At 67.0% G+C, this 19,524-nt stretch carries 19 protein-coding genes; 8 read left to right on the top strand and 11 right to left on the bottom strand.

Going from position 1 to position 19,524, the window contains the following annotated elements; translation table 11 throughout:
• Window positions 1–4: 4 nt before the first annotated feature.
• Window positions 5–805 (top strand): UDP-2,3-diacylglucosamine diphosphatase, encoded by an 801-nt coding sequence (locus AC3WLY_RS27295; protein WP_175961222.1) that lies wholly within the window; start codon window positions 5–7, stop codon window positions 803–805.
• A gap of 56 nt (window positions 806–861) precedes the next feature.
• On the opposite strand, the gene cysE is transcribed toward AC3WLY_RS27295, so the two are convergent.
• Window positions 862–1,635 carry a serine O-acetyltransferase gene (cysE, locus tag AC3WLY_RS27290; RefSeq protein WP_492309297.1) on the bottom strand — a complete coding sequence of 258 codons (774 nt, stop codon included), beginning with the start codon at window positions 1,633–1,635 and terminating at the stop codon, window positions 862–864.
• A gap of 295 nt (window positions 1,636–1,930) precedes the next feature.
• A complete protein-coding gene (locus AC3WLY_RS27285; RefSeq protein ID WP_072437023.1) occupies window positions 1,931–2,755 on the bottom strand; it encodes an RNA methyltransferase in 825 nt (274 codons plus the stop codon).
• A 280-nt stretch (window positions 2,756–3,035) separates the two neighbouring features.
• Here AC3WLY_RS27285 and AC3WLY_RS27280 point away from each other — a divergent pair, with 280 nt between their 5' ends.
• The 4 genes from AC3WLY_RS27280 to AC3WLY_RS27265 all read left to right on the top strand — a co-directional run bounded on the left by AC3WLY_RS27280 (window position 3,036) and on the right by AC3WLY_RS27265 (window position 10,054).
• Window positions 3,036–3,839: an inositol monophosphatase family protein gene (locus AC3WLY_RS27280; RefSeq protein ID WP_072437022.1), complete on the top strand. Its 804-nt coding sequence runs from the start codon at window positions 3,036–3,038 to the stop codon at window positions 3,837–3,839.
• Window positions 3,840–4,311: 472 nt separating this feature from the next.
• Window positions 4,312–5,934, top strand: coding sequence for an NAD(P)/FAD-dependent oxidoreductase (locus AC3WLY_RS27275; RefSeq protein ID WP_310141744.1), 1,623 nt, complete (start codon window positions 4,312–4,314; stop codon window positions 5,932–5,934).
• 210 nt (window positions 5,935–6,144) lie between these two features.
• Window positions 6,145–8,802 carry a DNA mismatch repair protein MutS gene (mutS, locus tag AC3WLY_RS27270; RefSeq protein ID WP_492309298.1) on the top strand — a complete coding sequence of 886 codons (2,658 nt, stop codon included), beginning with the start codon at window positions 6,145–6,147 and terminating at the stop codon, window positions 8,800–8,802.
• Window positions 8,783–10,054, top strand: coding sequence for a hypothetical protein (locus AC3WLY_RS27265; protein WP_425133110.1), 1,272 nt, complete (start codon window positions 8,783–8,785; stop codon window positions 10,052–10,054). Before mutS ends, AC3WLY_RS27265 begins: the two co-directional genes overlap by 20 nt.
• Here AC3WLY_RS27265 and AC3WLY_RS27260 read toward each other — a convergent pair.
• On the bottom strand, window positions 10,034–10,576 hold the full coding sequence (locus AC3WLY_RS27260; protein WP_034183585.1) for an FKBP-type peptidyl-prolyl cis-trans isomerase: 543 nt from the start codon (window positions 10,574–10,576) through the stop codon (window positions 10,034–10,036). The genes AC3WLY_RS27265 and AC3WLY_RS27260 overlap by 21 nt on opposite strands.
• A 32-nt stretch (window positions 10,577–10,608) precedes the next feature.
• Here AC3WLY_RS27260 and AC3WLY_RS27255 point away from each other — a divergent pair, with 32 nt between their 5' ends.
• The 3 genes from AC3WLY_RS27255 to AC3WLY_RS27245 are packed head-to-tail and all read left to right on the top strand — an operon-like array spanning window position 10,609 to window position 12,324.
• Window positions 10,609–11,829, top strand: coding sequence for a cupin domain-containing protein (locus tag AC3WLY_RS27255; RefSeq protein ID WP_175961228.1), 1,221 nt, complete (start codon window positions 10,609–10,611; stop codon window positions 11,827–11,829).
• A 56-nt stretch (window positions 11,830–11,885) separates the two neighbouring features.
• Entirely contained in the window at window positions 11,886–12,131 is a 246-nt protein-coding gene (locus tag AC3WLY_RS27250; RefSeq protein ID WP_011657350.1) for a hypothetical protein, read from the top strand.
• Complete coding sequence (locus tag AC3WLY_RS27245; protein ID WP_041493100.1) at window positions 12,061–12,324, top strand: hypothetical protein; 264 nt, start codon at window positions 12,061–12,063, stop codon at window positions 12,322–12,324. The genes AC3WLY_RS27250 and AC3WLY_RS27245 overlap by 71 nt, the downstream gene beginning before the upstream one ends.
• A gap of 114 nt (window positions 12,325–12,438) precedes the next feature.
• Here the strand turns inward: AC3WLY_RS27245 and AC3WLY_RS27240 are convergent, their stop codons facing one another.
• The 8 genes from AC3WLY_RS27240 to AC3WLY_RS27205 all read right to left on the bottom strand — a co-directional run bounded on the left by AC3WLY_RS27240 (window position 12,439) and on the right by AC3WLY_RS27205 (window position 19,503).
• A complete protein-coding gene (locus AC3WLY_RS27240) occupies window positions 12,439–13,215 on the bottom strand; it encodes an MBL fold metallo-hydrolase (RefSeq protein ID WP_034183583.1) in 777 nt (258 codons plus the stop codon).
• 4 nt (window positions 13,216–13,219) lie between these two features.
• The gene (gene bamC / locus AC3WLY_RS27235; RefSeq protein ID WP_175961229.1) at window positions 13,220–14,362 is read right to left on the bottom strand and encodes an NlpB/DapX family lipoprotein; all 1,143 of its coding nucleotides are present in this window, start codon (window positions 14,360–14,362) and stop codon (window positions 13,220–13,222) included.
• A gap of 111 nt (window positions 14,363–14,473) precedes the next feature.
• Window positions 14,474–15,379, bottom strand: a complete 906-nt coding sequence (gene dapA / locus AC3WLY_RS27230; protein ID WP_175961230.1) for a 4-hydroxy-tetrahydrodipicolinate synthase — start codon at window positions 15,377–15,379, stop codon at window positions 14,474–14,476.
• A 46-nt stretch (window positions 15,380–15,425) separates the two neighbouring features.
• The gene (locus tag AC3WLY_RS27225) at window positions 15,426–16,028 is read right to left on the bottom strand and encodes a class I SAM-dependent methyltransferase (protein ID WP_425131647.1); all 603 of its coding nucleotides are present in this window, start codon (window positions 16,026–16,028) and stop codon (window positions 15,426–15,428) included.
• Between the two features lie 14 nt (window positions 16,029–16,042).
• Window positions 16,043–17,245, bottom strand: coding sequence for a tryptophan--tRNA ligase (locus tag AC3WLY_RS27220; protein ID WP_006487046.1), 1,203 nt, complete (start codon window positions 17,243–17,245; stop codon window positions 16,043–16,045).
• Window positions 17,246–17,253: 8 nt separating this feature from the next.
• Window positions 17,254–17,916 carry a site-2 protease family protein gene (locus AC3WLY_RS27215; protein ID WP_175961232.1) on the bottom strand — a complete coding sequence of 221 codons (663 nt, stop codon included), beginning with the start codon at window positions 17,914–17,916 and terminating at the stop codon, window positions 17,254–17,256.
• A gap of 51 nt (window positions 17,917–17,967) precedes the next feature.
• Window positions 17,968–18,600, bottom strand: a complete 633-nt coding sequence (locus tag AC3WLY_RS27210; protein ID WP_175961233.1) for an L-threonylcarbamoyladenylate synthase — start codon at window positions 18,598–18,600, stop codon at window positions 17,968–17,970.
• Between the two features lie 72 nt (window positions 18,601–18,672).
• Window positions 18,673–19,503 carry a 3',5'-nucleoside bisphosphate phosphatase gene (locus AC3WLY_RS27205; protein WP_492309299.1) on the bottom strand — a complete coding sequence of 277 codons (831 nt, stop codon included), beginning with the start codon at window positions 19,501–19,503 and terminating at the stop codon, window positions 18,673–18,675.
• Window positions 19,504–19,524: the final 21 nt, after the last annotated feature.

The following is a 19,524-nucleotide window of genomic DNA, read 5'->3' as shown; positions in this document are numbered from 1 at the left end:
TTCGATGTTGCAGGAGAGTCCGCCGCGAAGCGTCTCCGCGGGCGTGCCGGGCGAGCGCGAATACGCGCAAGCCGCACGCCCGTTCCTGTTGCTCTCCGATCTGCATCTGAGCGAGGCGATTCCGAAGACGGTCGCCGCGTTCGAGCATTTCGTGAAATACACCGCCGACAGCGCCGACTCGGTGTTCATCCTCGGCGATCTTTTCGAATACTGGATCGGCGACGACATCCTCGACGACGATCCGTTCGCGGCGCGCATGGCCGCGCTGATGCACACGTTCTCGGAACGCGGGATCGCGCTCTACGTGATGCACGGCAACCGCGATTTCCTGCTCGGCCGGCGCTTCATGAAAGCAGCCGGCGCGATGTTGCTGCCCGACCCGTCGCTGATCATGGCGTTCGGCCAGCGCATCGTGCTCGCGCACGGCGACGCGCAATGCACGGCCGACCGCGGCTACCAGGTGTTCCGCCGCTTCGCACGCAACCGCGTCGCGCAATGGCTGTTTCTCGCGTGGCCGTTGCGCTGGCGCCGCGCGCTCGCGCAACGCATGCGCTCGAACAGCGAAGCGGGCCGGATGCGCCCTGCTTCGGCGATCTACGATGTCACGCGTGAAGGCGTGGCCGCGCTGTTCCGGAAAAGCCGCGCAACCGTGATCATTCACGGCCACACGCACCGCCCCGCGAGCCACGCCGAACCGGGCGGCATCCGCTGGGTGCTGCCCGACTGGGATCTCGACCATGGTGCGCCGCGCGGCGGCTACCTGCGCATCGACGCGGAAGGCATCCACGCGATGCCGCTCGACTGACGCCGCCGCTGCCGTCTCACCGTCTCACCGACTGGCAGCCGTCGGCGTGCATCGCATTACGACTGACGCTCGACCGCGTTTCCTTCCAGCACCGCCGACAGCCTGCGCAGGTCGAGGCGCGCCGCATCGGCGCCCTGCAGCGCTTCCAGATGCGTGCCGAGCCGCTCGAGCGCCGCGACGATCTCATCGACGCGGCGGCTTTCCTTCGCCGCGTGATCGATCAGCCCGTGAATCGCGAGCGACATCGGATCGTCGGCGTTCGGCGTGATCCCGTATGCGCAGAACGCCGCGCGTTCCGGCTGCGGCTTCGGCTGCGCCGGCATCACGATGCGCGCCGGATTGCCGACCGCCGTGCCGCCCGCCGGCACCGGCTTCACGACGACCGCGTTCGAACCGATCTTCGCGCCCGCGCCGACCGTGAAACCGCCCAGCACCTTCGCGCCCGCGCCGACGATCACGCCGGCCTCGAGCGTCGGGTGGCGCTTCGCGCCGCGCGTGAGCGACGTGCCGCCCAGCGTCACGCCCTGATAGATCGTGCAGTCGTCGCCGATGATCGCCGTCTCGCCGATCACGACACCCATGCCGTGATCGATGAACACGCGCCGGCCGATCGTCGCACCGGGGTGGATCTCGATACCCGTCAGAAACCGCCCGGCCTGCGACGCGAAACGTGCAAGCCAATAGCGCTTTGCGCGCCAGCAGGCATGCGCGAAACGGTGCAGCACGAGCGCATGCAGCCCCGGATAACAGGTCAGCACTTCCCAGGCACTGCGAGCGGCGGGATCCCGCTCGCGAATCGTTGCAACGTCTTCGCGCAGTCTCGTGAACATGATCTGATCGGGGAAAAGGCCGGCGCGCACCGCCGGCAATGACCGGCCGTTATCGCGCCGGGTAATTTGCTTATGACGTCCGGCGATTGTAGGGCCAGTCGCACACGGCCGCACGAGGTCGCGCGTTCACCCCGCCGCCGGCGCGGGTATTCGGGCGGGAGGCTCGCTGTCGCGGTGTTCGCGGGAGGTTCGGCCGGTCGGAAACGCTCGGGGCCCGGCGCTCCCGAAGGCCGACAAAACGCCTGCCCGGCCGTGACGCCACACCTGAACGCCAGGTTGCCGGTGCGCCGGCCGCTTACGCGTCGCCGTCGGGCTTGCCCGATTTCAGCAGGATGTGCTTCGCGACGCCGCGCAGGATGTTGACCTCCTCGCGCTCGAGGCCCGTGCGTGCGAACAGGCGCCGCAGCCGCGGCATCAGTTTCTTCGGATTGCGCGGGTCGAGGAAATCGAGCGCGATCAGCGCGTTCTCGAGGTGCACGTACATCCGCTCGATCTCGTCGCTCTGCGCGAGCGTGCCGGCCTCGGCCGGCGGTTGCGGCGAAGGCTCGCTCGCTTGCTCGAGAAACGCGACGCGCAGCTCGTACGCGAGCACCTGCACGGCCTGTGCGAGGTTCAGCGAGCTGTATGCAGGGTTCGCCGGGATGTGTGCAAGCGCGCTGCACTGCTCGACATGCTCGTTCGCGAGGCCCGTGCGCTCGTTGCCGAACACGAGCGCGATGTCGCCCGCGCCGACCTGCGCGCACGCCTGCGCGGCGGCCGCGCGCGGCGCAAGGCGCGGCGGCCCGTATTCGCGTGTGCGCGCGGTCAGCGCGATCGACCAGTGGACGCCGGACAGCGCGTCGCCAAGCGTCGGCACGACATGCGCGGACGCGAGGACGTCGTCCGCGCCGCTGGCCATCGCGATCGCCTCGGGGTCGCTCTGCACGTGCGGCACGCGCGGCGCAACCAGCACGAGACGCGAGAAGCCCATCGTCTTCAGCGCGCGGGCGGCCGCCCCGACATTGCCGGGATGGCTCGGCTCGACGAGCACGAAACGGGTGGACGTGAAGCCGCCGGACGGCGGCCGGGACGTGTCCGCGCCCGACTCGGACGGCGCGGCGGTGTTCTGCGGGGTTTCCACTACGATACGACTCGGTTCATCAGAATGGCCGTATGGTAGCGCTATCGCTCCGGCAAACCCACTCGTCCGGACGGCCAGCGGGGGTTTCCCCGCATTCCGGTCGCCTGAAACCGCCAAAAATCGGGTAAAATCATGCCTTTACGCGTCGCGCTCCGTGCGACGCGGGTCGTACCCCGCTCTTTGTCAATTCGCGTCTCACCTCGCCCGGCACGCTTGCGCCGTCCCGGGCGGTTGTTCCACTTCGTGGCGGCCCGTGCCGCCGGCTACAGGATCCAGGCTCATGCATCCCATGCTCAACATTGCTGTCAAGGCTGCGCGCCGCGCCGGACAGATCATCAATCGCGCGTCCCTCGATCTCGACCTGATCGAGATCCGCAGGAAGCAGCAGAACGACTTCGTCACCGAAGTGGACAAGGCCGCCGAAGAGGCGATCATCGAGACGCTGAAGACCGCCTACCCCGACCACGCGATCCTCGCGGAAGAATCGGGCGAATCGGAGAACGAATCCGAATTCAAGTGGATCATCGATCCGCTCGACGGTACGACCAACTTCATCCACGGCTTCCCGTACTACTGCGTATCGATCGCGCTCGAGCACAAGGGCGTCGTCACGCAGGCCGTCGTCTACGATCCGAACAAGAACGACCTGTTCACGGCCACGCGTGGCCGCGGCGCGTACCTGAACGATCGCCGCATCCGCGTCGGCCGCCGCGACCGCCTGTCCGACGCACTGGTCGGCACGGGTTTCCCGTTCCGCGAGAAGGACGGCCTCGACGCGTATGCGCGCCTCTTCACCGAAATGACGCAGGCGTGCACGGGCCTGCGCCGCCCGGGCGCGGCGGCACTCGACCTCGCGAACGTCGCGGCCGGCCGCCTCGACGCGTTCTTCGAACAAGGCATCAACGTGTGGGACATGGCGGCGGGCAGCCTGCTGATCACCGAGGCCGGCGGCCTCGTCGGCAACTACACGGGCGATGCCGATTTCCTGCATCGCCATGAGATCGTCGCCGCGAACCCGAAGATCTACGCGCAGATGATCCCGATCCTGAACCGCTACACCCGCGTGCATCCGGCGGCCGAATAAGCCCCGGCCGCGCCCGCCGGTGCGGTGCGCTTCGACGGCCCGGGCCCGCTTCACGCGGCACGGGCCGTCGGTAAAGCGATGCCGAGTGCGTCGCTACCGCCTTCTCGCTCTGGCGGCCGCATTTTTGCGTAGCATTTATATCGATGTGCTATGTTGGCCGGCATGAACGACAAGGGCGCTACGCCCGCCTGGCGTGGCTTTCGACAAACCACTCGCCAGCACCGTGATGATGGAGCGACTTTCGCCTTCCAATGGTTCGGGGACGGAAAAATCTTCCCCGCGCTTCACGCTCCCGTCCTGAAGTTGCCCGAGTTGTCCGGCCTGGTCAGTGTGCAGCCCGTCGTACCGCGTTTTCCAGCGATGAATGATTTGCATCCGGGATGTCCGCGTGGCGAACAACGCCCCCACCCGCATGCCTGCCCCGCCTGTTTCAACACCGCCACGACGTCGTGGCGACAGCATCCGAGTACCCATGTTACGGCTAAGCGAAATTAAACTCCCCCTCGACCATCCCGAAAGCGCTCTCGAAGCCGCGATTCGCGCGCGCCTCGAGGAGCTTGGCGTGGCGGCAGACGGGCTCGTCCGATATACCGTGTTCCGCCGTGCGCACGATGCACGCAAGCGCTCCGACATCAAGCTGACGTATATCGTCGACGTCGAAGTCAAGGACGAAGCGGCCGCGCTCGAGCGACTCGCCGGCAAGCCGCATTGCGGCGTCACGCCCGACATGGCGTACCGCTTTGTCGCGAAGGCCCCCGAGCACACCGCTTTCCTGCGCCCGGTCGTCATCGGCATGGGGCCGTGCGGCCTGTTTGCAGGACTGATCCTCGCGCAGATGGGATTCCGCCCCATCATCCTCGAGCGTGGCAAGGCCGTGCGCGAGCGCACCAAGGACACCTTCGGCCTGTGGCGCAAGAGCGTACTCAATCCCGAATCCAACGTGCAGTTCGGCGAAGGCGGGGCCGGCACGTTTTCCGACGGCAAGCTGTACAGCCAGATCAAGGATCCCAACCACTATGGCCGCAAGGTGCTCGACGAATTCGTCAAGGCGGGCGCACCGGAAGACATCCTGTATCTGAGCCGGCCGCACATCGGCACGTTCCGCCTCGTCAGCATGGTAGAAAAAATGCGCGCTTCCATCCACGAACTGGGTGGTGAAGTGCGCTTCGAAACCCGGGTCGACGACATCGAAATCGATCAAGGCAAGGTGCGCTCGCTCAAGCTCTCGAACGGGGAAACACTCCGGTGCGACCACGTGGTGCTGGCCGTGGGCCACAGCGCGCGCGACACCTTCCAGATGCTGCACGATCGCGGTGTGTATATCGAAGCCAAGCCGTTTTCGCTGGGTTTTCGCATCGAGCATCCGCAGGGGCTGATCGATCGCAGCCGCTTCGGCAAGTTTGCGGGCCACAAGCAGCTCGGCGCGGCCGACTACAAGGTGGTCCACCACTGCAGCAACGGGCGGGCGGTCTACAGCTTCTGCATGTGCCCTGGCGGCACGGTGGTTGCGGCGACCTCCGAGCCGGGCCGTGTGGTCACCAATGGCATGAGCCAGTATTCCCGGGCCGAGCGCAACGCGAATGCGGGCATCGTCGTCGGCATCACGCCGGAGGACTATCCCGGCGGTCCGCTGGCGGGCATCGCGTTCCAGCGCAAATGGGAAGAGCGCGCATTCGAACTCGGCGGCGGCGATTACCACGCGCCGGGCCAACTGGTCGGGGATTTCATCGCAGGCCGGCCGTCGACGTCGCTTGGCTCCGTGGAGCCGTCGTACAAGCCCGGCGTGCGCCCGACCGATCTCAGCACCGCGCTCCCGGACTATGTGATCGAAGCGATCCGCGAAGCATTGCCCCAGATCGACAAGAAGATCGCGGGCTTCGCGATGCACGACGCCGTGCTCACCGGCGTGGAGACGCGCACTTCGTCGCCGATCCGGATTCGACGCAAAGACGATTACCAAAGCATGAACGTCGAAGGCCTGTATCCGGCCGGAGAAGGCGCGGGGTATGCGGGCGGCATCTATTCGGCGGCCATCGACGGCATCGAAGTCGCGCAAGCGGTGGCACTCAGTCTGACGTCGACGCTCGCGTCCTGAGGTGCCGGGCAAGATCGGCGCGCGAAGCGCCGTGAGCCGGGTGACGCCGACTTTCGCGGGCCCGCCCGAGTGCGGGGTCGATTCGTCGGACAGCGCCGGCAGCAGCCGGTCGTGGTCGCCGGCACCTGGCCGAACGGCGAACTTCGCACTTGCACGTCGGGGCCGCTGGTAAACTCGGGCGACCAAAGCAACAAACCTGATGCCTGACCTATGACCACGTTGTCGCCCGAAGCCTTTGCAGGCCACACCCCGATGATGCAGCAGTACCTGCGCATCAAGGCCGACCATCCCGACACGCTCGTGTTCTACCGGATGGGCGACTTCTACGAGCTGTTTTTCGAAGATGCCGAAAAGGCCGCGCGCCTGCTCGACCTGACCCTCACGCAGCGCGGCGCGTCGGCCGGCACGCCGATCAAGATGGCCGGCGTGCCGCATCACGCGGTCGAGCAGTATCTTGCGAAGCTCGTGAAGATGGGCGAATCGGTCGCGATCTGCGAGCAGATCGGCGATCCGGCCACGTCGAAAGGCCCCGTCGAGCGCAAGGTCGTGCGCGTCGTCACGCCCGGCACGCTGACCGATGCCGCACTGCTGTCCGACAAGAACGACGTCTACCTGCTCGCGATGTGCACGGGCCACAACAAGCGCGGCGTCGCGGTCAACATCGGCCTCGCGTGGCTGAACCTCGCAAGCGGTGCGCTGCGGCTCGCCGAAATCGAACCCGAGCAGCTCGGCGCCGCGCTCGAGCGCATCCGGCCGGCAGAAATCCTGACGGCGGACGGCGCAACCGACGCCGTGCCGGCAGGCACGGGCGCAACCAAGCGCGTGCCGGCGTGGCACTTCGACATCGCGTCGGGCACGCAGCGCCTGTGCGACCAACTCGATGTCGCGAGCCTCGACGGTTTCGGTGCGCACTCACTGACGAGCGCCTGCGGCGCCGCGGGCGCACTGCTGCTCTATGCAGCGGCCACGCAAGGCCAGCAGCTGCGGCACGTGCGCAGCCTGAAGGTCGAGAACGAAACCGAATACATCGGGCTCGATCCGGCCACGCGCCGCAACCTCGAACTGACCGAGACGCTGCGCGGCACCGAGTCGCCGACGCTGTATTCGCTGCTCGACACCTGCTGCACGACGATGGGCAGCCGCCTGCTGCGTCACTGGCTGCATCACCCGCCGCGCGCGTCGGTCGCCGCGCAGTCGCGCCAGCAGGCGATCGGCGCGCTGCTCGAGGCACCGGCAAACGCCAGCCTCGATGCGCTGCGCAGCGCGCTGCGCCAGATCGCCGACGTCGAACGGATCACCGGGCGTCTCGCGCTGCTGTCCGCACGCCCGCGCGACCTGTCGAGCCTGCGCGATACGTTCGCCGCGCTGCCGGCGCTGCGCGAGCGCATCAGCACGATCGTCGCGAATGCGGACGCGCTCACCCGTGTCGACGCGGCGCTCGCGCCGCCCGCCGAATGCCTCGACCTGCTGACGAGCGCGATTGCGCCCGAGCCGGCCGCCATGGTGCGCGACGGCGGCGTGATCGCGCGCGGCTACGACGCCGAGCTCGACGAGCTGCGCGACATCTCGGAGAACTGCGGGCAGTTCCTGATCGATCTCGAAGCGCGCGAACGCACGCGCACCGGCATCGCGAACCTGCGCGTCGAATACAACAAGGTGCACGGCTTCTACATCGAGGTCACGCGCGGCCAGACCGACAAGGTGCCCGACGACTACCGCCGCCGCCAGACGCTGAAGAACGCCGAGCGCTACATCACGCCCGAACTGAAGACCTTCGAGGACAAGGCACTGTCCGCGCAGGAACGCGCGCTGGCGCGCGAGCGCGCGCTGTACGACGCGGTGCTGCAGGCGCTGCTGCCGTTCATCCCCGAATGCCAGCGCGTCGCGTCGGCACTCGCCGAGCTCGACCTGCTCGCCGCATTCGCAGAACGCGCACGCGCGCTCGACTGGGTCGCGCCGACCTTCACCGACGAGATCGGCATCGAAATCGAACAAGGCCGCCACCCGGTCGTCGAAGCACAGGTCGAGCAGTTCATCGCGAACGACTGCCGGTTCGGCACCGAACGCAAGCTGCTGCTGATCACCGGTCCGAACATGGGCGGTAAGTCGACGTTCATGCGGCAGACCGCACTGATCGCGCTGATGGCTTACGTCGGCAGCTACGTGCCGGCGAAGTCCGCATGCTTCGGTCCGATCGACCGGATCTTCACGCGCATCGGCGCGGCCGACGATCTCGCGGGCGGCCGTTCGACGTTCATGGTCGAGATGACCGAGGCCGCGGCGATCCTCAACGACGCGACCCCGCAAAGCCTCGTGCTGATGGACGAGATCGGCCGCGGCACGTCGACGTTCGACGGCCTCGCACTCGCGTGGGCCATCGCGCGCCACCTGCTTGCGCACAACGCCTGCTACACGCTGTTCGCGACGCACTACTTCGAGCTGACGCAACTGCCGGCCGAATTCCCGCAAGCAGCCAACGTGCATCTGTCGGCCGTCGAGCACGGCCATGGCATCGTGTTCCTGCACGCGGTCAACGAAGGCCCGGCGAACCAGAGTTACGGCCTGCAGGTCGCGCAGCTCGCGGGCGTCCCGGCGCCCGTGATCCGCGCCGCGCGCAAGCACCTCGCCTATCTCGAACAGCAGTCGGCGGTACAACACACGCCACAACTCGACCTGTTCAGCGCGCAGCCGGTGGTCGCCGACGATTTCGAATGCGCGGACACGCCGGCGCTGCCCGACACGCCGCATCCGGCGCTCGAGAAGCTGCGCGACATCGACCCTGACGATCTCAAGCCGCGCGAGGCGCTCGACCTGCTGTACGAACTGCGCACGCTGGTCCGGTCGCACGATGCCGACGGGCACGCGTAAGCGCATCCCGCGGCGCCTGCCGGCCCGCGCCGCCGCCACGCTCGCAGCGGCGGTGCTGGCGCTCGCGCAGGCCGGCGCGCTGGCAGCGCCGCCGAAGCGTGCCACCGCGCCCTACTCGTTCGCGGTCGTGTCGGGCGTCATCAACGTACCGGCGGACGAACCGGCGACCCAGCGGCTGCTCGATTCGATCGCGCGCGAGCGCAACCTCGCTTTCGTCGTCTATGCGGGCGATCTCAAGGGCTCGAAGGAAGCGTGCCGCGATGCACTGTATTCGCAGCGCGGCGCGATCCTGGACGCCGCACGCGTGCCGCTCGTATTCATCCCCGGCCACGACGACTGGGTAACGTGCAACACCGTGGCCGGCGGCAGCTACGATCCGGTCGAACGGCTCGACTTCCTGCGGCAGACGCTGCTCGCCGATTCGGCGCTGCCCGACCCGGGCGCGCTGCAGATCACGCGGGAAAGCGAGATCGCCCGGTTCCGGCCGTATCGCGAAAACGCACGCTGGATGCGCGACGACATTGTCTATGTCGCACTCAACGCACCGGCGCCGAACAACCACTTCCTGACGGCCGGCGGCCGCAACGGCGAATTCGAGGACCGCGTCATCGCGAACGGATTCTGGATCGATCACGCAGCCGAATACGCGAAGCGGCGCGAAGCGCGTGCGATGGTGGTAATTTTCGAAGGCGATCCGCAATTCGAACGCTATGAACGCTCGGAGCGGTTCGCGTGGCTGCGTTTCAACCGGCCGCGCGTGCGCGACGGCTTCCGCGAGTTGAAACGAACGCTGGTGAAGGCGGCGGCGACGTTCCGCGGCCCGATACTGGTGATGCACGCGAGCGGCGAACCGCTCGCGAACGGCTTTCTGATCGATCGACCGCTGCGGACCGACGACGGCGACCCGGTGGGAAACGTGACGCGCGTCGCGATCGGACCGCGCCATCCGGCGAATCAGTGGGTAAAGGTGAGCGTGTCGCCGGCACGGCAGACGATCTTCAACGTGAGCCTGCAGGAGGTACCGAAGAACCTGCCTGTGCCGCCCGCGCTGCCGCCCGTGCCGCACGACGAGGTTCCGCTGCCGCAGATGCCGGAAATCCCCGCGTTGCCGGTGCTGCCCGACTCGTCGGCGGTCGCGCCGCCGCTGCAGGGTGACGGCGCCGCACCCGGCGGCGCGTCGCGGCCGGCACCGCCCCCTGCATCGGGGCCGGCGCCCGGCCTGCCTGCGAGCTCAGTGCAGGGTGCGCCCTGACGGCGATTCGCCGTCTTCGTCTTCGTCCTCGTCGACGATCTCGAGCCCTTCCGCGCCATGCGCGTGCTCATGCTCGATTTCGTCTTCGGTTGCTTCGCGGACGTCCTTCACCGTGAGTGCGAAACGCAGCGCCATGCCTGCCAGCGGGTGATTGCCGTCGAGCACGACCTTGTCTTCGGCGACGTCGGTGACCGTATAGATCAGCGAATCGACGTCCTCGTCGCCGTCTTCCGGCGTGCCTTCGAACTGCATGCCCACTTCGAGCGGCTCGGGGAAACGATCGCGCGGCTCGATCTTCACGAGTTCGGGATCGTAGTCGCCGAACGCGTCCTGCGGCTCGAGCTGAATCTGCGCCTGGTAACCCGGCTCGTGCCCGTCGAGCTGTTCCTCGATCTTGGGGAACGTGCCATCATAGCCGCCGTGCAGATAGACCATCGGCTCGTCGCTTTCCTCGATCAGATTGCCCTGTGCATCCGACAGCTTGTAAGTGACCGACACGACGGTGTTTTTTGCGATTTTCATCCAATTCTCCCAAATACAAGTCTCATTATACGATGCGCAACCGGTCTCAAGCCGAACCGCGGGATGCCGCTGCCGCCCCGCTCGGCGCGCCGCCTTCCGATCTTCCCACACCGCTGCTCGGCGGTCTTACGCCGGCGCAATTCATGCGCGGCTACTGGCAAAAGAAGCCGCTCCTGATCCGCCAGGCAATCCCCGGCATTGCGTCGCCGGTCACGCGCGATGCGCTGTTCGAGCTCGCATCCGACTATGACGCGGAATCGCGACTGATCACCCATTTTCGTAACAAGTGGCAACTGGCGCACGGCCCGTTCGAGCCCGGCTCGCTGCCGGCCGTCACGCGCAAGTCCTGGACCCTGCTCGTGCAGGGGCTCGACCTGCATGTCGACGCGGCACGTGCGTTGCTCGACCGCTTCCGCTTCATCCCGGACGCGCGGCTGGACGACCTGATGATCTCGTATGCGACCGACGGCGGCGGCGTCGGCCCGCACTTCGATTCGTATGACGTATTCCTGCTGCAGGTCGAAGGCCGGCGCCGCTGGCGCGTCGGTGCGCAGAAAGACCTGTCGCTGCAGCCGGACGTACCGCTGAAGATCCTCGAAAACTTCGAGCCGAGCGACGAATGGGTGCTGGAGCCCGGCGACATGCTGTACCTGCCGCCGCACATCGCGCACGACGGCGTCGCAGAAGGCGAATGCATGACCTGCTCGATCGGCTTCCGGGCCCCGTCCGCGGGCGAACTGGGCGCCCAGTTCCTGTACTATCTCGCTGAACGCGGCGGCCTGCGCGACGGGAACGGCGACGACCTCTACCGCGATCCGAAGCAGCCGGCCGTCGACGTGCCCGCGCAACTGCCTCCGGCGATGGTCGAACGCGTCGCCGAGATCGTCGACGCAATCCGCTGGCGCAAGCGCGACGTCGCCGAATTCCTCGGCTGCTACCTGAGCGAGCCCAAACCGAACGTCGTATTCGACCCGCCCGCACGCCCGCTGACCGAAGCCGCGTTCGTCGCGCAAGCGTCACGCCGCGGCGTGTGTCTCGACAGAAGGGCCGCATTGATGTATAACGCGCGATCGTACTTCATTAATGGCGAGGAAGGACCGCTCGAGCAAGCCGGCGAATGGCTGCCCGAACTGGCCAATCAACGCCAGATGGAGGCGAAACGGTTTGTAACACTATCTCGGGTTCCCTCGATGACAGCCTTGTTGCACGAGTGGTATCGTGCGGGCTGGATACGGGTCGGAAGCCGGAATTAGTGTGAGTCGCCCCGTATGCCCGTACAGATCAAATTCTGTATGGGAAAGACAACGTATTGACCCCGCATTTGTCGACGGTCGATAGGAAAGTGCATATAATTTCCGCCCAAGCCGTAGGGAAGATTCACGCTCTAGAAGTGCGTCTCCACCAGCGGCCCAGGTCGGTGTTGGAGCACATTACCGGTATTGTTTCGCGCTGTTGCTTACCTTTAACCATAAAAGGACGTGATCATGAAGAAATCCCTCCTCGTAGCTTCCCTGTTGGCTGCTGTTGCACTGGCTGCTTGCAACAAGAGCGCTGATCAAGCTGCTTCGTCGGCTGCAAGCGACGCAGCTGCTGCTGCTTCGACGGCTGCTTCGGCAGTTGCTGGTGCTGCGAGCGACGCTTCGGCTGCTGCTTCGTCGGCAACGGCTGCTGCGAGCGACGCTGCTGCTGCAGTGGCGTCGGCTGCTTCGGCAGCGACGGCTGCTCCGGCTTCGGGCGCAAGCCAGTAAGCCTCAGCGTCAGCTGAAAAAAAACCGGCCCGAGGGCCGGTTTTTTTACGTCTGCGGATTCCGGATCGATCGCCCGTCAGCCCGCACCGGGCCGCCGCAGCGGCCCTGCCCCGCTCATCCGAGCATCAGCCAGTCGAATCCCGCGTCCTGCGTGGCCACGACCACCTCCTCCCCGCTCGTCCCCAGCACGCCGGCAAACGCCTGGCGCGCCAGTTCCGGCAGGTTGTTCTGCTGGCTCAGGTGCGCAGCGACCAGGTGCTTGAGGCGGCTGCGTTCGAGCGACGCGAGGATGTCCGCCGCCGCGTCGTTGCTCAGGTGGCCGTGGTTGCCGCCGATCCGCGCCTTCAGCGACTGCGGATAGCGGCTCGCGGCCAGCATCGCGGGGTCATGGTTGGATTCGAGCACCAGCGCGTCACAGCCGCTCAGGACGGCCGTGATGTGCGGCGTGGCCATCCCGACGTCCGTCAGCACGCCGAGCCGGCTGCAGCCGTCCATAAAGACGAACTGGAGCGGTTCGCGCGCATCGTGAGGAACCGTATAGGGCATGACGGCCAGATCGCGTATCGCGGCCGTCTCGTCGCCCCACAGCACGTGGAGATCGACATCGGCTTCGTCCGCGCCTACCGCGCGCGCGGTGCCCCAGCTCATATAGAGCGGTAGCGACGCGCGCCGGGCGAGCGTCAGCGCGCTGCCGACGTGGTCGCTGTGTTCATGGGTGATGAGGATCGCATCGAGATCATCGATGCCGAGATTCAGTCGGCCGAGCCGGCGCTCGACCTCCTTGGCGGAAAAGCCGCAGTCGAGCAGCACGCGGGTGGTCGTCGTGCCGCTCGAGGCCTCGACGACCAGCGCGTTGCCTTCGCTGCCGCTTCCGAGGCTGGCGAATCGCACGCGCTCAGTTCAGCTGCGCGTGCAGCAGCGAAATGATCCGCTGCGCGTCCGACGAGTTGTCGATCTGGCCGTTTGCGCCAACCACAGCGACCTGCGCGCCATTGCCTTGCGCACGCACGTTGACCAGGAATTCCCTGCCCGGCTTCGCCGCCGCCGGACCGCCGTAGAACAGCTTGCCGAACAGGCCGTCGCGCTTGAGCTCTTCCATCGAATTCGCATAGCGCACGGTGTACACGCCCTTCTCGCGGTCGCGATTGTCGACCGTGAAGTTGGTACGGTCGAGCGCGAGGCCCACGCGCAGCCACGCCCGGTCGAACGACTCGGCCAGTTGCAGCGTCGCCGCGCCGCTACTCGTGTCGCTGACCTGCGCCGGCGCCGTCGCGGGACGCGCATCGGTCAGCAGTTGCTTCGCCTGCGCGTCGGTCAGGCCAAACTTCTGCATCAGCTTCGACAGGAACACGGCTTCGAGCACCGGGTTGCGCGGACGCTCTTCCCAGCGCGATGACGTGCCGCCCTGCGGGCCGACCATCATTTCTTCCATCGCGCTGTGCGTGATCGAGATGTCGGTATTGCCGTCCGACGTGCGGTTCACGAGCGTACGGAAACGGTCGCGCGTGCCGGACGAGTACGCGAAATCGATGACCTTGCCGATCGTGCGGCGGAACCAGTCGTCGGGAATGTTCGCGCGGTTCTCGGCCCAGTCGGTGGCCATGATGCCCGTCGACGGCGCGTCGGTCTTCAGCGAGAAGCCGTTCTCCTGCCAGAACTCCTTCAGGATCGGCCACAGCTGCTCGGGCGTCCGGCCATCGACGACGAGCCAGCGGCGATCGCCGTCGCGCTCGATGTGCATGCCGAGCGGATCCTGCGCGCTCGGGATGCCGTCGGTCGCGTTGCCGGCCTGCGTCGTGGCCCGCGGCGGCAGCGTGCCGAGCCCCGCGTTGGTCGGCGGCGCGACGAACTGCTGGGTCGTCGGCACCGGCTTCAGGTCGCTCGGCACCGCGAGCGGCGGCGCCGAACCGGTGTTCTTGTAGTTGACCCGGTCGGGAGCCAGGTAGTCGTTCAGCGTATCGCAGCCAGCGAGCGCGCCCAGCGCCAGCGCCACCATCGACATCTGGATGGCGCGAGAGGAAAAGGCGAAACGTTTCATGAAATCCTTCGTCTTGCTTGAACGCTCGTCAGGAGCGGCGCCGGACGGAGCCGGCCGGTGCGGGTTGATCAGGGGTCGAGCCGGCGGCCGCAGGACGCGGCCGCCTCGGCATCAGGCGAGGACGCCGGCCTCGACGAGGGCCGAACGCACGGCATCGTGGCAGCGCTCGTCGAGCGCCGTGAGCGGCAGCCGGATGCCGCCCTGCATCTTGCCCATCGCCTGCAGCGCCCACTTCACCGGAATCGGGTTCGCCTCGATGAACAGGTTCTTGTGCAGCGACAGCAGCTTCATGTGCAGTTCGCGGGCCGTCTGCACGTCGCCGGCCAGCGCCGCGCGGCACAGCTCGCTCATCGCGCGCGGCGCGACGTTCGCCGTCACCGAGATGTTGCCGTGGCCGCCGAGCAGCATCAGCGCGATCGCGGTCGGATCGTCGCCGCTGTAGATCGCGAAATGCTTCGGCGCGGCCTTGATCAGGTGCGCGGCGCGATCGATGTTGCCGGTCGCTTCCTTCACGCCGATGATGCCTGGCACCTGCGCGAGACGCAGCATCGTCTCGTTCGCCATATCGGCGACCGTGCGGCCCGGCACGTTGTACAGGATCACCGGCAGGTCGACCGCTTCGGCGATCGTCCTGAAGTGACGGTACATGCCTTCCTGCGTCGGCTTGTTGTAGTACGGCACGACCTGCAGCGTCGCGTCCGCGCCGACCGATTTCGCGTGCTTCGTCAGCTCGATCGCCTCGGCGGTCGAGTTGCCGCCCGCGCCCGCGATGATCGGGATGCGTTTCGCCGCATGCTCGACCGCCGTGCGGATCATCAGGATGTGCTCTTCGACGTTGAGCGTTGCCGACTCGCCGCTCGTACCGACCACGACGAGCGCATCGGTGCCTTCCGCGATGTGCCAGTCGATCAGTTTGCGAAACGCCGGCAGGTCGAGACTGCCGTCTTCGAGCATCGGGGTGACGATCGCGGGGATGCTGCCGCGGATTTGAATGCCGTCTTGGGTGCCGTTAGCCATGAAACGCGATTGATTGTGTACCGGTAAACGTTGAGATTGTAGCGGATTAGCCGGGCAGTTCGTAACGTGGAATTCCCGCCCCCGCCTTCGGGGTCGCGCCCTCGCGCACTGCGCAGAGACGCTGGACGAACGCCTCGCGCGGCGCGGCGACGAAACCGTCCTCGTACGCGACCACCCGCAGGCGGCCGTGCACGGCGTCCAGCAGCTCGCCCGGGGCGAGCAGGAACGCGGGGTTGGACGGTTTGCCGACCGTTTCGTTTCCTTGCGCGAAAGTTTCGTAGATGAGCACGCCGCCCGGCGCAACTGCATCGAGCAGATGGGGCCAGAGCGGACGGTGCAGATAATGGGTAACGATCACGGCGGAAAACCGCTCACCGGCCGGCAACGGCCACGGCGCGCCTTCGAGGTCGGCGTCGCGCGCATCGACGCCCGCGATCGTGCGCAACGCGGCCAGCGCGGCCGGGTCGCGGTCGAGCGCGACGACCGGATGCCCGTGCGACGCGAACCAGCGCGCATGGCGGCCGCCGCCCGCGGCGACGTCGAGCACCGCGCCGCCCGCCGGAACGAGCGGCGACCACCGGGCGACCCAGCGCGACGGCTCGGCCTGTGCGACGTGGCCGCCCGCGGCGACGATGACGGATTCGTTCATGCGCGCGGACCGGATCAGTTGTACGACAGGCCCATCGCGTCGCGCACGTCGCGCATCGTTTCCGTCGCGTACTTGCGCGCCTTGTCGCAACCGTCCGCGACGATCGCGCGCAGCAGCGACGGATCGTCCATGTACTTCTGCGCGCGCTCGAGCATCGGCTGCTGCTCGCGCAGGATGCCTTCGACGACCGGCTGCTTGCAGTCGAGGCAGCCGATGCCCGCCGAGCGGCAGCCCTTCTGCACCCACTCGTGCGTCGCTTCGTCCGTGTAGACCTGGTGCAGCTGCCACACCGGGCACTTGTCGGGATCGCCCGGATCGGTGCGGCGCACGCGCGCCGGATCGGTCGGCATCGTGCGGACCTTCTTCGTGATCGTCTCTGCGTCTTCACGCAGGCCGATCGTGTTGCCGTACGACTTGGACATCTTCTGCCCGTCGAGGCCCGGCATCCGGGACGCTTCGGTCAGGAGCGCCTGCGGCTCGACGAGGATGATCTTGCGCGCGCCTTCGAGATAGCCGAACAGGCGCTCGCGGTCGCTCATCGACAGGCTCTGCGATTCCTGCAGCATCGCACGCGCCTGTTCGAGCGCCTCGTCGTCGCCTTCCTGCTGATACGCGTTGCGCAGCTCGTGATAGAGCTTCGCGCGCTTGCCGCCGAGCTTCTTCGCGGCCTCGAGCGCCTTCTCCTCGAAACCGGGCTCACGACCGTACAGGTAGTTGAAGCGGCGCGCGATCTCGCGCGTCATCTCGACGTGCGGCACCTGATCCTCGCCGACCGGCACGAGCGAGCCGCGATACAGCAGGATGTCGGCCGCCATCAGCACCGGGTAGCCGAGGAAGCCGTAGGTCGACAGGTCCTTGTCCTTCAGCTTCTCCATCTGCTCCTTGTAGGTCGGCACGCGTTCGAGCCAGCCGAGCGGCGTGCTCATGCCGAGCAGCAGCGCGAGCTCCGCATGCTCGGGCACCTTGCTCTGGATGAACAGCGTCGCCTGCGCCGGATCGATGCCGGACGCGAGCCAGTCGATCAGCACGTCCCAGACGTTCTTCTCGATGACCTCGGGAGTCTCGTAGTGCGTCGTCAGCGCATGCCAGTCGACGACGCAGAAGAAGCACGGGTACTCGGACTGCAGTTTCACCCAGTTTTTCAGCACGCCGTGGTAATGACCGAGGTGCAGCGACCCGGTGGGTCGCATGCCGGAGAAAATACGTTCTGGGAACATGATTGTCGTTAGAAAAGCGAGGCGAATGGAGACAGGATGGCGCTCAGCACGGCATAGCCGACGTTGACGAGCGGGCGCAGCCAGAAGTTCGTCAGCACGCCCGTCGCGACCAGCACGAGGACGATGATGAAACCGTACGGCTCGATGCGCGACAGCGCGATCGATTGTTTCGGCGGTAGCAGCGCCGCCAGGATGCGGCCGCCGTCGAGCGGCGGCAGCGGAAACAGGTTCAGCACGCCGAGCACGAGGTTCGCGCTGACGCCGGCAAACGCCATCCGCGTGAAGAACGGCTCGTCGATGCCGACCGCCGGCAGCACGAGAGTCAGCAGGCCCCAGATCAGCGCCTGCACGAAGTTGCAGGCCGGGCCCGCGAGCGCTACCCACAGGCTGCCCCAGCGCGGATCGCGAAGGTTGCCGAACGAAACCGGCACCGGCTTCGCATAGCCGAACAGGAACGCGCCGCCCGTCAGGAAATACATCGCGAGCGGGATCGCGATCGTGCCGATCGGGTCGATATGGCGCATCGGATTGAACGACACGCGCCCCATCACGTAGGCGGTGTTGTCGCCGAGCAGGCGGGCGGCGTAGCCGTGCGCGGCCTCGTGCAACGTGATCGCGAAGATCACGGGCAGCGCGTAGACGGCGATGGTCTGTATCAGGGAAGCATCCATATCGCGTTATTGTAACAAGCGCACTCGCGCAAAAATTGGAACGGCGCGCGCTTACGCGGCCGAGAGTCCGAACGGTTCAAGCGCGCCGCGCCCCGCGCGCACGAGTTCCGGCGCGTCGCCGGTCAGGTCGATCACCGTCGACGGCTCGCGCGGGCACGCGCCGCCGTCGATCACGAGATCGACCTGTTTCTCGAGCCGCGCACGGATGTCGTCGGGATCGTTGAGCGGCTCGTCGTCCGGCGGCAGGATCAGCGTCGTGCCGAGCAGCGGCTGGCCGAGCGATTCCAGCAGCGCAAGCGTGATCGCGTGATCGGGCACACGCAGCCCGATCGTCTTGCGCGACGGATGCGACAGCCGGCGCGGCACTTCCTTCGTCGCCTGCAGGATGAATACGTACGGGCCCGGCGTCACCGACTTGATCTGCCGGTACTGGCGGTTGTCGACCATCGCGAAGTTGGCGAGCTCCGACAGGTCGCGCACGAGCAGCGACAGGTGCCGTTTCTCGTCGAGGCCGCGAATCCGGCGCACCCGCTCGATCGCATCCTTGTCGTCGAGATGGCACGCGAGCGCATAGCTCGAATCGGTCGGCATCGCGATCACGCCGCCCTTGCTGACGATCTCGACGGCCTGCTTGATCAGGCGCGGCTGCGGATTATCCGGATGAATCCTGAAGAACTGGGACATGGAAGCAGGTAAAGAGGGAGGAGTCGGATGCGCGCGTCGGCCACGACGCGGGCGACGGGCAGCCGCCCGGTGTCAGAGCCAGCGCTCCCAGACCGGTGTCAGGTCGGACGGCAGCGGCGGCAGGCTGCCGAGCTCGACGCGGCCCTCGCCCGGCGCATGGAAATCCGAGCCGCGCGACGCTTCGAAGCCGAAGCGGCGGGCAACGTCCGCATATTCACGGTACTGATCGGGCGTGTGGCTGCCCGTGATGACCTCGATCGCGCGGCCGCCCAGCTCGATGAACTCGCCGAAGAACGCGTCGAATTCGACGGGCGTATAGCGGTAACGGCCCGGATGCGCGACCACGGCTTCGCCGCCCGCCGCGCGGATCCACCCGACCGCATCGGACAGCGCGGCCCAGCGATGCGGGACGAACCCGGGCTTGCCGTCGCCGAGCAGGCGGTCGAACACGTCGGACGTCGATTCGGCGTGGCCGTGCTCGACGAGAAACCGCGCGAAGTGCGTGCGCGAGATCAGGTCGGGATTCGATACGTACTTCAGCGCGCCTTCATACGCGCCGGGGATGCCGAGTGTCGCGAGCTGCGCGCCGATCGCCAGCGCGCGTGCGGCACGGCCGTGACGCGTGCGGTACAGGCCGTCGACGAGCGTCGGGTTCGCGGGATCGATGTTCAGGCCGACGATATGCACGGTGCGCGATGCCCACGTGACCGAAATCTCGACGCCGCTCAGGTAACGCATGCCGAGCGCTTCCGCCTCGCTGCGCGCCTCAGCCTGGCCGCCGATCTCGTCGTGGTCGGTCAGCGCCCACAGGGTCACGCCGCCGGCATGGGCGCGGCGCGCGACGTCGGCAGGCGACAGCAACCCGTCGGAAACATTCGAATGGCAGTGGAGATCAGCGTTCATTGTCGGCATGGCAGGTAAGGC

The organism is Burkholderia sp. FW306-1C-G01B, from assembly GCF_058781685.1.
This window is presented reverse-complemented; position numbering and strand designations above follow the sequence as displayed.

Excerpts from the sequence above, each read along its gene's own strand:
- dapA (WP_175961230.1), bottom strand. The coding sequence starts at position 15,379 with ATGGCTAACGGCACCCAAGACGGCATTCAAATCCGCGGCAGCATCCCC.
- AC3WLY_RS27265 (WP_425133110.1), top strand. The coding sequence starts at position 8,783 with ATGCCGACGGGCACGCGTAAGCGCATCCCGCGGCGCCTGCCGGCCCGC.
- AC3WLY_RS27255 (WP_175961228.1), top strand. The coding sequence starts at position 10,609 with ATGCGCAACCGGTCTCAAGCCGAACCGCGGGATGCCGCTGCCGCCCCG.
- mutS (WP_492309298.1), top strand. The coding sequence starts at position 6,145 with ATGACCACGTTGTCGCCCGAAGCCTTTGCAGGCCACACCCCGATGATG.
- AC3WLY_RS27280 (WP_072437022.1), top strand. The coding sequence starts at position 3,036 with ATGCATCCCATGCTCAACATTGCTGTCAAGGCTGCGCGCCGCGCCGGA.
- AC3WLY_RS27295 (WP_175961222.1), top strand. The coding sequence starts at position 5 with ATGTTGCAGGAGAGTCCGCCGCGAAGCGTCTCCGCGGGCGTGCCGGGC.
- bamC (WP_175961229.1), bottom strand. The coding sequence starts at position 14,362 with ATGAAACGTTTCGCCTTTTCCTCTCGCGCCATCCAGATGTCGATGGTG.
- AC3WLY_RS27215 (WP_175961232.1), bottom strand. The coding sequence starts at position 17,916 with ATGGATGCTTCCCTGATACAGACCATCGCCGTCTACGCGCTGCCCGTG.
- cysE (WP_492309297.1), bottom strand. The coding sequence starts at position 1,635 with ATGTTCACGAGACTGCGCGAAGACGTTGCAACGATTCGCGAGCGGGAT.
- AC3WLY_RS27205 (WP_492309299.1), bottom strand. The coding sequence starts at position 19,503 with ATGAACGCTGATCTCCACTGCCATTCGAATGTTTCCGACGGGTTGCTG.
- AC3WLY_RS27220 (WP_006487046.1), bottom strand. The coding sequence starts at position 17,245 with ATGTTCCCAGAACGTATTTTCTCCGGCATGCGACCCACCGGGTCGCTG.
- AC3WLY_RS27260 (WP_034183585.1), bottom strand. The coding sequence starts at position 10,576 with ATGAAAATCGCAAAAAACACCGTCGTGTCGGTCACTTACAAGCTGTCG.
- AC3WLY_RS27245 (WP_041493100.1), top strand. The coding sequence starts at position 12,061 with ATGAAGAAATCCCTCCTCGTAGCTTCCCTGTTGGCTGCTGTTGCACTG.
- AC3WLY_RS27225 (WP_425131647.1), bottom strand. The coding sequence starts at position 16,028 with ATGAACGAATCCGTCATCGTCGCCGCGGGCGGCCACGTCGCACAGGCC.
- AC3WLY_RS27275 (WP_310141744.1), top strand. The coding sequence starts at position 4,312 with ATGTTACGGCTAAGCGAAATTAAACTCCCCCTCGACCATCCCGAAAGC.
- AC3WLY_RS27210 (WP_175961233.1), bottom strand. The coding sequence starts at position 18,600 with ATGTCCCAGTTCTTCAGGATTCATCCGGATAATCCGCAGCCGCGCCTG.